The sequence below is a fragment of the Sphingopyxis sp. OAS728 genome (genome assembly GCF_014873485.1).
In the GTDB taxonomy this organism is placed as follows: domain Bacteria; phylum Pseudomonadota; class Alphaproteobacteria; order Sphingomonadales; family Sphingomonadaceae; genus Sphingopyxis.
Genome location: NZ_JADBDT010000001.1, coordinates 4,573,446 through 4,586,081 on the forward strand (window position 1 = coordinate 4,573,446; position 12,636 = coordinate 4,586,081).

Annotated in this window: 13 protein-coding genes; 8 read left to right on the forward strand and 5 right to left on the reverse strand. The window is 62.8% G+C overall.

Annotated features, from left to right (window positions below):
• The first annotated feature begins 44 nt into the window (after window positions 1-44).
• Genes GGC65_RS21710 through GGC65_RS21720 form a run of 3 tightly spaced genes read left to right on the forward strand, consistent with a single transcriptional unit; the run spans window position 45 to window position 3,056 of the window.
• Window positions 45-1,547, forward strand: coding sequence for a sensor histidine kinase (locus GGC65_RS21710; protein ID WP_192649053.1), 1,503 nt, complete (start codon window positions 45-47; stop codon window positions 1,545-1,547).
• The gene (locus GGC65_RS21715; protein ID WP_192649054.1) at window positions 1,540-1,986 is read left to right on the forward strand and encodes a response regulator; all 447 of its coding nucleotides are present in this window, start codon (window positions 1,540-1,542) and stop codon (window positions 1,984-1,986) included. Before GGC65_RS21710 ends, GGC65_RS21715 begins: the two co-directional genes overlap by 8 nt.
• Window positions 1,983-3,056, forward strand: a complete 1,074-nt coding sequence (locus tag GGC65_RS21720) for a sensor histidine kinase (protein ID WP_225940952.1) — start codon at window positions 1,983-1,985, stop codon at window positions 3,054-3,056. Before GGC65_RS21715 ends, GGC65_RS21720 begins: the two co-directional genes overlap by 4 nt.
• Here GGC65_RS21720 and GGC65_RS21725 read toward each other — a convergent pair.
• From GGC65_RS21725 to GGC65_RS21735, 3 genes are read right to left on the reverse strand one after another with little or no spacing between them, the layout of a single operon-like run.
• Window positions 3,046-4,065, reverse strand: a complete 1,020-nt coding sequence (locus GGC65_RS21725; RefSeq protein WP_192649055.1) for a cation diffusion facilitator family transporter — start codon at window positions 4,063-4,065, stop codon at window positions 3,046-3,048. The genes GGC65_RS21720 and GGC65_RS21725 overlap by 11 nt on opposite strands.
• Window positions 4,065-5,021: a cation transporter gene (locus tag GGC65_RS21730; RefSeq protein ID WP_192649056.1), complete on the reverse strand. Its 957-nt coding sequence runs from the start codon at window positions 5,019-5,021 to the stop codon at window positions 4,065-4,067. The genes GGC65_RS21725 and GGC65_RS21730 overlap by 1 nt, the downstream gene beginning before the upstream one ends.
• Window positions 5,018-5,566, reverse strand: coding sequence for a hypothetical protein (locus tag GGC65_RS21735; RefSeq protein ID WP_192649057.1), 549 nt, complete (start codon window positions 5,564-5,566; stop codon window positions 5,018-5,020). The genes GGC65_RS21730 and GGC65_RS21735 overlap by 4 nt, the downstream gene beginning before the upstream one ends.
• Window positions 5,567-5,749: 183 nt before the next feature.
• Between GGC65_RS21735 and GGC65_RS21740 the strand changes: the two genes are divergently transcribed.
• From GGC65_RS21740 to GGC65_RS21760, 5 genes are all read left to right on the forward strand, one after another.
• Window positions 5,750-6,868: a glycosidase gene (locus tag GGC65_RS21740; RefSeq protein WP_192649058.1), complete on the forward strand. Its 1,119-nt coding sequence runs from the start codon at window positions 5,750-5,752 to the stop codon at window positions 6,866-6,868.
• A gap of 340 nt (window positions 6,869-7,208) precedes the next feature.
• On the forward strand, window positions 7,209-8,405 hold the full coding sequence (locus tag GGC65_RS21745; protein ID WP_318780212.1) for a glycoside hydrolase family 130 protein: 1,197 nt from the start codon (window positions 7,209-7,211) through the stop codon (window positions 8,403-8,405).
• 229 nt (window positions 8,406-8,634) lie between these two features.
• On the forward strand, window positions 8,635-9,225 hold the full coding sequence (locus GGC65_RS21750) for a DUF4142 domain-containing protein (protein ID WP_192649060.1): 591 nt from the start codon (window positions 8,635-8,637) through the stop codon (window positions 9,223-9,225).
• 470 nt (window positions 9,226-9,695) lie between these two features.
• On the forward strand, window positions 9,696-10,418 hold the full coding sequence (locus GGC65_RS21755; RefSeq protein ID WP_318780213.1) for a DUF72 domain-containing protein: 723 nt from the start codon (window positions 9,696-9,698) through the stop codon (window positions 10,416-10,418).
• Between the two features lie 36 nt (window positions 10,419-10,454).
• Complete coding sequence (locus GGC65_RS21760) at window positions 10,455-10,700, forward strand: KTSC domain-containing protein (RefSeq protein ID WP_225940953.1); 246 nt, start codon at window positions 10,455-10,457, stop codon at window positions 10,698-10,700.
• A gap of 112 nt (window positions 10,701-10,812) precedes the next feature.
• On the opposite strand, the gene GGC65_RS21765 is transcribed toward GGC65_RS21760, so the two are convergent.
• Both GGC65_RS21765 and GGC65_RS21770 read right to left on the reverse strand, forming a co-directional pair.
• Window positions 10,813-12,150: a PQQ-dependent sugar dehydrogenase gene (locus GGC65_RS21765; RefSeq protein ID WP_192649062.1), complete on the reverse strand. Its 1,338-nt coding sequence runs from the start codon at window positions 12,148-12,150 to the stop codon at window positions 10,813-10,815.
• The gene (locus GGC65_RS21770; RefSeq protein WP_192649063.1) at window positions 12,147-12,572 is read right to left on the reverse strand and encodes a DUF2231 domain-containing protein; all 426 of its coding nucleotides are present in this window, start codon (window positions 12,570-12,572) and stop codon (window positions 12,147-12,149) included. The genes GGC65_RS21765 and GGC65_RS21770 overlap by 4 nt, the downstream gene beginning before the upstream one ends.
• Window positions 12,573-12,636 lie beyond the last annotated feature (64 nt).

Genomic DNA, 12,636 nt, shown 5'->3' on the forward strand with positions numbered 1-12,636 from the left:
GCACACCGCGTGGCCAGTGATCTATCGGCCGGGGAGCCATTCATATGGAGTCGGCCAGGATCTCGTCGCTCGGCCGCGACACGCGGGCCAGCCGCCTCATTATCGTACTGCTCTCGGTCGGATTCGCCGCGCTGCTCGCGGCGGCCCTGATTGCATTCTACGTACAGCGCCAGAATGAGGCCGACGCGGAGATGGTCGCGCATACTCTCGCGGTAGAGGCCAATCTTGGAGCCTTCGCCAGCGCCACCGAGCGGATGGAGACCGCAAGACGCGGCCTCATCCTGACGCAAAACCCTGCGTTCGCGACGATAATGGATGAAGCCGAAGGCCGCTCGCGGGCGCAGCTCGCCGGCCTCGAGGCAAATGTCGGCGATAATCCGCAGCAGGGGGCCCGCGTCGCGGAGCTTCGCGCGAAACTTGACGCTTATGCGCGCTACTATCGCGCAACCCTTGGCATGCGGGGCGCCGATCGCGAGGCGCTCATTGCGGGGTTCGCGAATGACGAGGGCGTGCTCACAGTGCGTTCGATGCGCGCGATTGTCGAGACGATGCTCGGCGACGAACTGTCGCTCCTTAAGCAGCGCGAGGCGCGCCAGCAGCGCACTCAGCGTCTTTTCACGCTGACCCTGATCGGAACCTTCATTCTCCTGCTTGTCGTCGCGGCCGCCACTCTCGCTTTGGTGCGCCGCAATCTCGTCGATCTTCGAGCTTCGCGACAGGAGCTTCGCCGCCTCAACGAGGGTCTTGAGGACTTGGTCGATGCGCGCACGGGCGAGCTCCAGCGCGCGAACGCGGAGATTCAGCGTTTCGCTTACATCGTCAGCCATGATCTGCGCTCGCCGCTCGTCAACGTCATGGGGTTCACTGCCGAACTCGAGACGGCGCGAAAATCTATCGCGTCTTATCTCGAAGCCGGCGACACGCAAGGCTGGCAGGCGCCGGATGCCGCGACCCGGCTCGCAATCGAAGAAGACCTTCCCGAATCGATCGGCTTCATCCGCACCTCGACGCAGAAGATGGACCGGTTGATCAACGCGATCCTCAACCTGTCGCGCCAGGGGCGCCGCACGCTTGCGCCCGAGACGCTCGACCTCTCGATCGTGGTCGGCGCAATCGTCGAGAGCCTTCAGCACCGCATCGACGAGACGGGTACCGAGGTGACGGTGGCCGATCTGCCGACCGTCATTAACGACCGGGTCGCTGTCGAGCAGATCCTCTCCAACCTCGTCGAGAATGCGCTCAAATATCTGAAGCCGGGGCTGACGGGCGTGATCACCATTTCGGGGGGCACCGATCTCGGCCGCGCCTGGGTGTCGGTCTGCGACAACGGCCGCGGCATCGAGGCGCGCGATCATCAGCGCATCTTCGATCTCTTCCGCCGATCGGGAGTCCAGGACCAGCAAGGCGAGGGGATCGGCCTTGCGCACGCCCGGGCGCTTGCCTACCGCCTTGGCGGCAATATCGAAGTCCAGTCCGAATTAGGTGTAGGGTCCACCTTCCGGCTGATCCTGCCGCTCGTGTGGCAAAGTGGAGAAGAAGATGTCTGACCAGCAACCCGTCAATATCGTCATGATCGAAGACGATGAGGGGCATGCCCGCCTCATCGAGAAGAATATCCGCCGCGCGGGTATCTCGAACAAGATCCACCATTTTCTCGACGGCACCTCGGCGCTCGAGTTTCTCTACGATGCGGCTGACGGCCCTGTCCGAAACGGACCTGCGCTCGTCCTCCTCGATCTCAACCTGCCTGATATGAGCGGCACCGATATTCTAGCCAAGCTCAAGGCCGACGGCAGCCCGCTCCGGCGCACGCCGGTCGTGGTGCTCACGACCACCGACGACAAGATCGAGATCCAGCGCTGCTACGATCTGGGCTGTAACGTCTACATCACCAAGCCCGTGAACTACGAGAATTTCGCCGACGCGATCCGGCAGCTCGGCCTGTTCCTTTCGGTGATCCAGGTCCCCGATCCCGATCCGGCTTGAGACAGACGCTGGCCCACATACTCTACATCGACGACGATGAAGGCATGCGCCGGCTTGCCTCGCGCGCGCTTGCCCGAAAGGGCTTCACCGTGAGCCTCGCTTCGGGCGGCGGCGAGGGCGTCGAGCAGGCAAAGACGGCCGACTTCGACCTCATCGCGGTCGATCATTATATGCCGGGGCTCGACGGGCTTGCGACGCTGGAAGCACTTCGCGCGCTGCCCGGATGCCCGCCTGTCGTATATGTGACCGGCTCGGAGGAAGGGCGTATCGCCGTCGCAGCGCTGAAGGCGGGCGCCGACGATTATGTCGTGAAGTCGGTCGGCGATGATTTCTTCGATCTGCTCGTCTCAAGCTTCGAACAGGTGCTCGAGCGCGCGCAGCTTCGCCGCGCACGAGTGGAGGCGGAGACCGAACTTCGTGCCAGCAATGCCCGCCTCGAGGCGTTGCTCAAGGAAGTGAACCACCGCGTCGCGAACAATCTGCAGATGGTCATGTCGTTCGTCGCGCTCCAGTCGAAAACGCTCGCCGATCCTGCCGCCCGCGAAGCCTTGCAGAAGACTCAGCAACGGATCGCGACGGTAGCTCAGGTCAACCGGCGCCTCTACACTACCGACGACGTCGAATATGTAGCGATGGACGATTATCTTGGCGGCCTTGCTGACGATCTGTCGGCAACCTGGTCGACGGGAGCGCGGGCGCGGCGGGTGATTGCCGATGTCGAGCCGCTTCGTGTCGCGACGGACAAGGCGGTGGCGCTCGGCATGATCGCCAATGAGTGGGTCAGCAATTCGTGCAAATATGCCTATGGCGAGGATGAAGACGGCGAGATCCGCATCTCGCTGCGCCGGAACGGCGCTTCATCGATCGAACTGGTGGTGGCCGACGAGGGAGCCGGCATGCCGGTCGACGGGGCTGCCCGTGGCACCGGCCTTGGAACCAGGCTGATCGAAGCGCTGGCGCGCACCCACAAGTCCGACGTGTCTTACGGATCGTTTGACCCATCAAGGAACAAGCCGGGCACCATTGCGACAATCGCCCTCCAATTGCGCCCGAGCGAAATCAAGGCCTAGCTGCCGGTGTCGCCAGCTGGGGGTCTGCGAGCATTGCAGGGCGCGACATGACCAGCGCATCCGCGCGTTTCTCCGGCCGGATATAGATCGAGCTGATGTCGCTCGACGCCGCCTTGAGCTCGGCTTCGATCGCCTCGATCAGCGTCTCGGCATCGCCCATGGCAAGGCCGTCCTCGAAATCGGCGCTCACCGCAACGAAGATCGCATCGGGAGCGGTGTGGATCGTGCGGACATGGTTGACCGACGTGATTTCCGGCCGGCGCTCGACGATCGTCCAGATGCAGGCGATCAGCTCCGGATCTGCCGCTTCGCCGATCAGAAGCTCCTTTGCCTCGCGCGCGAGAAGAATCGCGACGGCGGCGAGAATCGCCCCGATCGCCATCGACGCGATGCCGTCGATCCGCGCGTCCCCGGTGGCGTGGCTCAGCCAGATACCGAGTGCGGCAATGAGCAGTCCCGCAAGCGCTGCGCTGTCTTCGAAGAGAACGATGAACCCTGCGGGGTCTTTGGATCTCCGCACGGCCTGCCACCAGCCACGGCCGCGCCGGCGTGCGTCGAACTCGCGCACCGCTATGGTCCAGGACGCGCCCTCGAGCAGGAAGGCGATGCCCAGCACGATATAGTTGATCGTCGGGTCGCGAAGCGGCTCTGGATCGCGGTAGTGGATCCAGCCTTCATACACCGAAATTCCGGCCCCAACCGCAAAGATCAGGATCGCAACGACGAAGGCCCAGAAGTAGAGTTCTCGCCCATAGCCGAACGGATGGCGCGCGTCAGCCGGTCGCTTCGCCTTCTTCTGGCCGTACAGCAGAAGCGCCTGGTTCCCGCTGTCGACAAGCGAATGCACGCCCTCCGACAGCATCGACGAGGAGCCACTGATCGCTGCGGCGACGAACTTGGCGACGGCGATACCGAGATTGGCGAACAAGGCGCCATAAAGCACGATATCGGCCTTGAGATGCTGCAGCAGACCGGAGGCTTCTCCCGCTTTTTCAACTGGCTGTGCCATCAGCCCGTCGGTCCTTCGTGGTCCCGCTGTGCCGGTACGAAAGCGATTTGCGCAAGGCGCCAGTTCCTCTCTTCCTTGCCGGGCCAGTGCCCATCAAGGTCAAACGGTTCGCCTGGAAGGCAGCCGTGGATTTCCGCGCGGATCAATCGGCCCGTTTCGCGCAGTTTGACGGTCGCGCCCGGATACCGCCCCTGAAGCGCCGCTTCGAGCGCCTCCGCTTCTTCGGCGATCTCGGCGCTTGCCAGCGCACGCGGCGTGCCGTCGACCAATTCGGCGGTCGACGAGCGGATTGCCTTGAAGCCGTCGTGAAGGATATCGAACGAGATAAAGGCGGCTGCGAGCGAATCCGCCCACCACCAGCCGAGCCCGAGCCCGATGATACCGGCAACGCCTGCCGCGCCGGTCATCCAGTTCGCCTTGTTCATCAGTGCATCGGTGTGAAGCAGCTTGTCCGCAAGCTTTTCGGCTAGCGGCAACTCCTTGCGGCCGATAATCATCGGCGGGATCATCGCGTAGACCTGTGCTGCGATCATCAGCCAGCCGAGCCAGATGTAGTGCCCGAAAATGCGTACCGAACCGACGGTCGCATGTTCGGCGGCGATCAATGTCATGGCCGAGTCCCAGAGTAGCAGGGCGCCCGTCGCCGCGAGCGCGACCGCCGCGAGGAAAAAGCCGAGGCCATTGACCCGCTCGAAGCCGAAGGGAAATTTGCGCGAACTTTTGCCGCGCCGCTCCATGCGGGCGGCGATCAGGAAGGCGATTGGGGGAACGAGACCGAGCGTATCCTCGATCCACGCGGTCTTCATGGTCTGACTTTGCCCGAGAACCAGCCCCATCACGATGACGATCGTGATCGTCCAGAAGATATTCCACCATTCGAGACGCTCGGCGCGCTTTAACGTCGCGCGGACGTCGGGCGGCAGATTGTCGGCATGGGTTTGCGGTGCAACGGTCATGACGCGCTGGGAGCGCTAGAGGCACGGCGAGCGCTGGTCTCGACAAGCATGATCCAGCGGTTTTCGCCGGTGCGCATCGCGGCGCGCCATTCGGTCGCGCCTTTCCCGTTTCCGTCGATCCGGACAGGGGGTGAAAGCGCGGCTTCGGCCGCCCACGGCGTTTCCTTGCCGAACGGCGCGATCACCAGGTCGATCTCGCCTGCGCCGAGCTTCGTAAGCAAGGGTTCGACGCCGTTGCGGCTGATCACCGCCTTGGCGCCCGTCGCGCGCTCGATCTCGGCCAGCAATCGGCGCGCCTCGCGCGGGATTGGCTGTTCAACACCGACGCGGATGATGCGCTGCTCACGGATTCTGTCGACGGTATTTTCCGGATCCTGCGGAAATCGATCGCAGGCCATGAGCTGAATTGTGCACAATGCCGCCAAGCCTAACCGCGCGGTGCGCCAGCGCTGCTGTCTGCTTGTCGCCTCGCTGCAAGTCATTTGCGGAAAACGTTCTGGAGCCTTCTGCGGTTCCTCTCGCTTTGCGCGATCGTTCACGGTCATCCGGCTCGGCATCGACGTCAATTTCCTGTGAGCAACGCAGGAACGTCGAGGGCGGCGGTAAGTTATACAGGGCGCGGGGATGCCGCCGAGGTCGCTTCCGCTCTAATTCCATTTCGGGCCCCCGGCCCGTCCGACCTCCTTTTCCGCACGCTCCGATATCTGCGCCGTAGAGAAAGAAGCTGAATGAACTTCGAAATCGACCGTCTGATATTCGGCCCGGATGATGTCGATCTCGCGCGCTCGCCGCTTGCAGGTCATCTTGGCGCCGAAACCTTCATCCTTGGTGCCTTCAATCCTGGCCTGGCACGGCTGCCGAGCGGAAACCTCCTGATGCTCGTGCGTGTCGCCGAGGCACTGCGCCAGCCGGTGGAAAATGGTCATGTGCACAGTATCCGCTGGGACTGCGGCCGATATGTTCGCGACGCCTGGCCGCTCGAACTTTGCGATACCTCGGATCCGCGCAAATTCCTCGTGCATGGCGGTGCGTGGAACGTGATGGCGCTTACATCGCTCTCTTGGCTCCTCCCGGTTGAACTTACGCCCGACGGCCTGGAAGTCGTGGCGGTCCATTATGATCGGGCGGTGGCGCCGCATGCGACCTACCAATGCTATGGCGTCGAGGATGCGCGCATCAGCCATGTCGACGGCCGCTGGCTCATGACGAGTTGTTCGGTGAGTCCCGAGCGCCATTCGACGACACTCTACAGCTCGGCAAACGGCCTCGACTGGTCTTTCGAAGACATCGTTCTCGACCATCAAAACAAGGACATGCTGATCTTCGAGGGTAAAGTAGCGGGACATTATTGGGCACAGACGCGCCCGCTGGGTTCGCTTTATTTTGCCTACCCACCTGGGAGCGAATGGCGCGCGGGACCCTCGATCAACCTGGCATCCTCGCCCGATGCGCTGCACTGGAAACCGCGCCGCGAGCCTGGGCTACGGCCGCACGCAGACACGGTTGCGACAGCCCGGATGGGCGGCGGAACGCCTCCCATCCTGACGGACCGCGGCTGGCTGACGCTTTGGCATGGAGTGGAGCCGAAGGAAATCGTCGGCGTCTACCGCACCTACTGGTCGCTGCTCGATCCCGAAGACCCGTCGCGCGTTCTTCATACAGAGCACGCGCCGCTGCTTGAGGCCAGCCCGGAGCTCACTCGGCCGCTCGAAGACAAAATATATGTGCGCGATGTCGTTTTTACGACCGGGATCGCCGACGCCGGCGAATATTTCATCGTCGCATCGGGTGAGGGCGATCTTGCCTGCCGCGTGACGCACATACCCAAGACGCGCTTCGGATTGTGATCCGGTGGCTCCGATTTTTCGCGGCTGTTTCATGGCGCGCGATCGGGTGGCCCGAGACCACGCTGAGCCGCGCCACTGTTGGTCGCCGGCGCAATTGCGGCGGGGCGAGCTTGAGGAGCGCTGGTGCGAGTGACCGGGCAAAAGCGACGCCAGCTTTCCGCCTTGCCTATTGTTTGTTCAACATCCTATCCTTTCGAGGGGGACTAAAAAGAGGACACCAGCAGCACCGATGCTGAACTGCAGAGCCGACAAGTCGCCGCTTCATATCTTGAGCGAGAAACTCACTGCCGATCCGTCTCGGGTCGTGCTTCGACCATTCCATCTGGCCTGGCAAACGAATGTGTCCGAGCCGTCGCGCGCGCAGCAGCTCGTCGCCGACATCATGACCCTCGATGCCGATCAGGCCGAGCTTGAGCTCGGCCTGGTGTGGAAGGATTTTTCTGAACGGCACTGGCAGATCGGCAAGATTTTCGATGACCGCTTCGCCGAGATCGCTGAAGATCTGGGGTTGCGGGTGGAGGACGTTTCTCCTGTGCGTCGCCGCCTGATCGGTGCCTATTTCTGCCATGAATATAGCTACGCCGCCGCTGCCTTGATGAACCCCAGTGTCGTGCCGCATCCCGACCAGAGCGGACTGGACGGTGATCAACTGCGCTTCGTGATGTCGATGCGTGCGGTCGGCGAGGGGCACATCAGTTCGGTCGCTTTTCGCGAAGGCATCATCGGCCCGTCGGGCGACTTCCGTCTCTGGCCGCAATCGGGCCCTGCGATGGCGGCGGTTGCCGACGACCGTCACCACATCGGGTCCGACGAGACGGTCACGATCCATCGGCAGCCGGGCAGCATGATCTCCAACAGCGTACTGTTTCCGGTGACCGAAGCGCAGCGCAACGGGCTCGAGGATCTACGGCTCGTCCAGTTCACGCATGACGATGGCAGGCGCGAGTATATCGGCACCTACACGGCCTATTCGGGACGTGAAATCCGGTCTGAATTGTTACGGACGGACGATTTTGCGAGCTTTACGCTCGAGCCGTTGGTCGGACGCGCGGCCCGGAACAAGGGCATGGCGCTGTTCCCGCGAAAGATTGGCGGTCGCTATCTGATGGTGGGGCGCCAGGACGGGAAAAATGTGACGCTTCTGAGTTCGGACGACCTTATTCAATGGGACGACGAAGGGCGACCCCTGCTCCGGCCGCAATATCCGTGGGAACTTATCCAGATGGGCAACTGCGGCAGTCCCATCGAATGCGACGAGGGCTGGATCTTGCTGACGCATGGCGTAGGCGCGATGCGCAAATATAGTCTCGGAGCGGCGCTGCTCGATCGCGACGATCCCTCGATCGTCCTCGGGCGGACGCAATGCCCGATCCTCACCGCCGCCGAAAGCGACCGGGAAGGTTATGTTCCCAACGTGATTTACACTTGCGGAGCGATGGCCGTGGGGAACGAGCTCTTCATTCCCTACGGGATCTCGGACAGTGCGATCGGTTTCGCAACGACGTCGATCTACGATCTCCTGCGCGTCATGGAGTAGGGACGGCGGTCTGCGAATTTGCAGGAATTGCGGACGCTGTCCCAAACAAAGGCGCAAGGCTCTCGCTGTCGGTTCCAGTTTCTGGCCGACCACGCCTCGAATGACGCATCCCGAAGAAATTATCGCAGGTTAAGTAAATGCCGGAAATGCTGGGCGAGCGGCTACCCCGGCGGAACTTCGCGTGCCCTCGCACGTCGCTCATTCGGGGGCGGCCCAAGGGAGAAACTAGATGTTCAGATACAGCCTGCTAACCGCCGCCGCGCTGCTCAGCGCTTGTGGAAGCAATGACGATCGAGCGGCAACTGAAACGCAAGTTACCGAACCGCCGGCAACTGCAACAGCCCCGACTGCTCCCACTGCCGCGCCGGGCGCACCGACGGATGCCGCCGGCTACATCGCCAAGGCTGGCGCAGGAGATCTTTGGGAGATCGAATCTTCCAAAGCGCTGCTCGCCAAGTCGGCGCGCGCCGACGTCAAGAAATTCGCCGAAATGATGATCGATCATCACGGCAAGTCGACCGCCAAGGTGAAGGCCGCAGCCGCCGCCGCGTCGATTAAAGTCAATCCGCCGGTTCTCGACGCCAGCCAGCAGGCGAGCCTGAACGAGATCAAGAATGCCGATGCGACGACGATCGACAGCGTGTACCTGCGACATCAGCAGACCGCGCATGACGCCGCGCTCGCCTTGCACCGCGCCTATGCGACGAACGGAGACACTGCCAGCCTCAAGACCGCGGCCGGCGAAATCGCGCCGGTCGTCGAGCAGCACATTGCCGAGCTACAGAACCTTTCGGGAGCAGCGGCTAGCAACACTCGTTGAAACATAACTAAAGATCGGCTCCTGCCCGCGGCTCGGCATGAGGCTGGCCGCGGCTGGCGGTGACGCGCCTGTGCCAAGCTGACCAGCTAGCACGCCGAGCTGGAGCCAACACGCTTATGGCGTCAACTCAGGCGGGGCCTGGAGCCATGTACCCGCCGTCTTACCCGCCACCGCAAACGGAGATTCAGTTTGTCAGACCGGAAACTCGCGATCGTTACCGGGCTTTGAGCGGTATCGAGGCGCTCGAAACCGGTCTGTCGAAGTCGCATTAGGACGATCCGGCCGATGTTGCGGTAACCGGATGGGAAGCGCTGGAGAGCGGCGAACATTCGGTCGTCCATGGTCGCGAGAACAAGGCGCAGGTGCTCGCATCCGGGGTCCTCAGCGAAGCGACGACCGCTGAGATGCATCGCAAGCTCGCGGAGCCGGGGTCCGGCAAAGCGGACACATAGCAAAGGTCGGCAGCGCAAGTGAGGATCGGGACAGCCGGATGGAGCATTGCTTCGCAATATGCTGAAGACTTTCCGGTCGAGGGGATGACACTTGAGCGTTATGCGCATCGCCTGTCCTGTGCCGAGGTAAATTCGTCATTCTATCGCTCGCATCGCCCGTCGACATGGACGAGGTGGGCCGAACTCGTGCCGGCTGAATTTCGCTTTTCAGTCAAGGTTCCGAAGTTGATGACGCACGAACGCCGGCTGCGTGATTGCAGCGATTTGATCGACAAACTCGTGGAGGAAACTGGCGGGCTCGGCGAGAAGCTGGCGGTCTTTCTCGTCCAGCTGCCGCCAACGCTTATTTTCGACGCCGTCATGGCCGCCGAATTTTTCGAGGAACTTGGCGCTGCGACATCGGCGTGTCTCGCCTGTGAACCCCGGCATCACAGCTGGTTCGATCCGCCGGCGGACGATTTGCTGGCTCGCCACGAGGTCGCGCGGGTCGCTGCCGACCCCGCGCGCGTACCGGCAGCGGCGGACCCAGGAGGGTGGCGGGGCCTGTCCTATTGGCGCCTGCACGGTTCGCCGCACATCTATCGCTCGCGTTATTCCGCGCGCGATCTCGACCTTTACGCGTCACGGATCGTGGCGGCAGACGCGGGGGCGGAGCGGGCATGGTGCATCTTCGACAACACGGCGTCGTCGGCCGCTATCGGTAACGCGCTTGTCCTGCATGAGCGCTTCGCGCGACGGTGAGCCGGAACTTCTTCCGGCGGGCGGCGCTCATCAAAGATGCAGGTTTGCCGCTTCGACAATTCATCGATCATCGACCGTGCAGCTTTCGACGAGGAGGCAGAGCTCCTGTGTGTGCGATTCCTCGACACCGGCTGTTATTTCTATTTCGGCGTTCCTCGCAACTTGTTCGAACGCCTATGTTCGGCGCCGTCGGCCGGGCAGTTTTTCAACGAACATATCAAGGGCCGATTCCAATTCGAACGAGATCCGGACCAGCGCCGCTTCGGGCCGATCGCGGACTGACGGCTGCTGCGATGGCGGAGGCCTCAGACGGCCCGCTTTGGGAGGAGGTTAGAGGCCGCTTCCGCCATTCGGCCCCCGCCGTGATCCGCTAACCGGCCTCGAGCCGAATGCCCTATTTTTGGCTGGCAACCGGTCCAACAGGCGAGCCCATCGCGACGGCGCTCGGACCACTAACGCGCCAGACGGTGTTCGACAGGTCGTCGGCGATCCAGAGCGAATTTCGGGCGGAATCCCAAGCGACCCCGACGGGACGGCCGCGCGCCTTCCCGTTTTTGATGAACCCGGTGACAAAATCCCTTGGCTTGCCTGCAGGTCTGCCGTTGGCGAACGGCACGAAGCTCACCTTGTAGCCGGCGAGGCTCTGGCGGTTCCAGCTGCCATGTTCGCCAACGAACGCGCCTTGCGCGAAGCCCGGAAAACCGGCTCCGGCCGCGAAGCTGAGGCCGAGCGGTGCGACGTGCGAGCCGAGCGCATAGTCGGGCGCGATCGCCGTCTTCACCAATTCGGGCTTCTGCGGATGAACGCGCGGGTCGATATGCTTGCCCCAATAGCTGTAGGGCCAGCCATAGAAGGATCCTTCGCGCACCGAGGTCAGATAGTCGGGCACCAGTTCCGCCCCCAGTTCGTCGCGTTCGTTGACTACCGCCCATAGCTGGTTCGAGGTCGGCTCGAAGGCGAGTGCGGTCGGGTTGCGAATGCCCGAGACGAAGACGCGGTTGGCGCCAGTCGCGGCATCTATCTCCCAGATTACCGCGCGGTCTTCCTCGACGCTCATCCCGCGCTCGCCGACATTGCTGTTCGATCCGATACCGACGTAAAGCTTGCTGCCGTCGGGACTGGCGGCGAGCGATTTGGTCCAGTGATGGTTGACGACGGCGGGCAATTTGGTGACTTCTTCACCCGGCGTGCCGATGCTCGTCTGCCCGTCGCTATAGGGGAAGCGGAGCAGTGCCCCCTGATTTGCGACGTAGAGACTGCCGTTTACAAGAGCGAGCCCGTAAGGCGCGTCGAGATCCTTGATGAAGGTCGTGCGCAGTTCGGGCCGCCCGTCGCCATTGGTGTCGCGCAGCAGCGTGATGCGGTCGCCGCCCTTGACGCTGCTTTTGCCGAGGCTCTTGATGTAGCCCGCGATGACGTCCTTGGGCCGGAGCTTTGGCGCATGGCCGCCCGAATCTTCGGCGACGAGGATATCGCCGTTGGGCAAGACGAGGATCTGACGTGGGATCTTGAGACCGGTCGCGACCGGCGTGATCGTGAACCCCTTCGGCACGGTCGGCAGCTCGCCGTTCCAGCCGGCTGGCTTGGCGATCTTCATCGGCGGCAGGAGCGTTTCGTCGAGCGCCGGCAGCTTCGGATCCGCGCCCGTCTGATCGAGGCTCTCGTCGCCGCTACTGCATGCCGAAAGCGAGGTTGCAGCAAGGGCCGCTGCGAGGAAAAAGATACGGGTCATGCTGCGTTCCTCCCGCCGTAGGCGATCCACCCCGCTATCAGCGCGGCGACGCTGGAGACGATCGAGAGCGCGACGCCGGTGGTGCCCACCGAACTCCACGCGTCCTGGCTATGCTTGAAGGCGTTGATCAGCCCAGCGATCCACATGACGAGGATGAGCAGGAAATAGACGAGAGCAGACGTTCGCAAGGTGTCGCGGCGATGCCGGAACAGGCTGAGCGCAGCCCATAGGAGCACCGGCGCGCCGACGACCAGCGCGCCTGTGATCGCCCACGCGGCGAAATTGCTCCACTGGATCTCGGCGCTTTTGAGATAGGTGATGTCGGAGAGGAGCGCGGTCGTGAACAGCGCGACGGGAAAGGCGAGGAGCAGCCCGTGGAGGGGATGCACGGATCGACTGTTCGTGGAAGGATGGGACGTCAAGCCTGTTCTCCGCCTGTTGCTGCCCCCGTCTCAGTAATGCGCCGCTTTGCAATTGGTTTCGTCC

What these genes read in the sequence shown, in the direction of transcription:
- GGC65_RS21740 (WP_192649058.1), top strand. Translation starts at nt 5,750, where the DNA reads ATGAACTTCGAAATCGACCGTCTGATATTCGGCCCGGATGATGTCGAT.
- GGC65_RS21730 (WP_192649056.1), bottom strand. Translation starts at nt 5,021, where the DNA reads ATGACCGTTGCACCGCAAACCCATGCCGACAATCTGCCGCCCGACGTC.
- GGC65_RS21725 (WP_192649055.1), bottom strand. Translation starts at nt 4,065, where the DNA reads ATGGCACAGCCAGTTGAAAAAGCGGGAGAAGCCTCCGGTCTGCTGCAG.
- GGC65_RS21710 (WP_192649053.1), top strand. Translation starts at nt 45, where the DNA reads ATGGAGTCGGCCAGGATCTCGTCGCTCGGCCGCGACACGCGGGCCAGC.
- GGC65_RS21715 (WP_192649054.1), top strand. Translation starts at nt 1,540, where the DNA reads ATGTCTGACCAGCAACCCGTCAATATCGTCATGATCGAAGACGATGAG.
- GGC65_RS21735 (WP_192649057.1), bottom strand. Translation starts at nt 5,566, where the DNA reads ATGACCGTGAACGATCGCGCAAAGCGAGAGGAACCGCAGAAGGCTCCA.
- GGC65_RS21765 (WP_192649062.1), bottom strand. Translation starts at nt 12,150, where the DNA reads ATGACCCGTATCTTTTTCCTCGCAGCGGCCCTTGCTGCAACCTCGCTT.
- GGC65_RS21760 (WP_225940953.1), top strand. Translation starts at nt 10,455, where the DNA reads ATGCAGGTTTGCCGCTTCGACAATTCATCGATCATCGACCGTGCAGCT.
- GGC65_RS21750 (WP_192649060.1), top strand. Translation starts at nt 8,635, where the DNA reads ATGTTCAGATACAGCCTGCTAACCGCCGCCGCGCTGCTCAGCGCTTGT.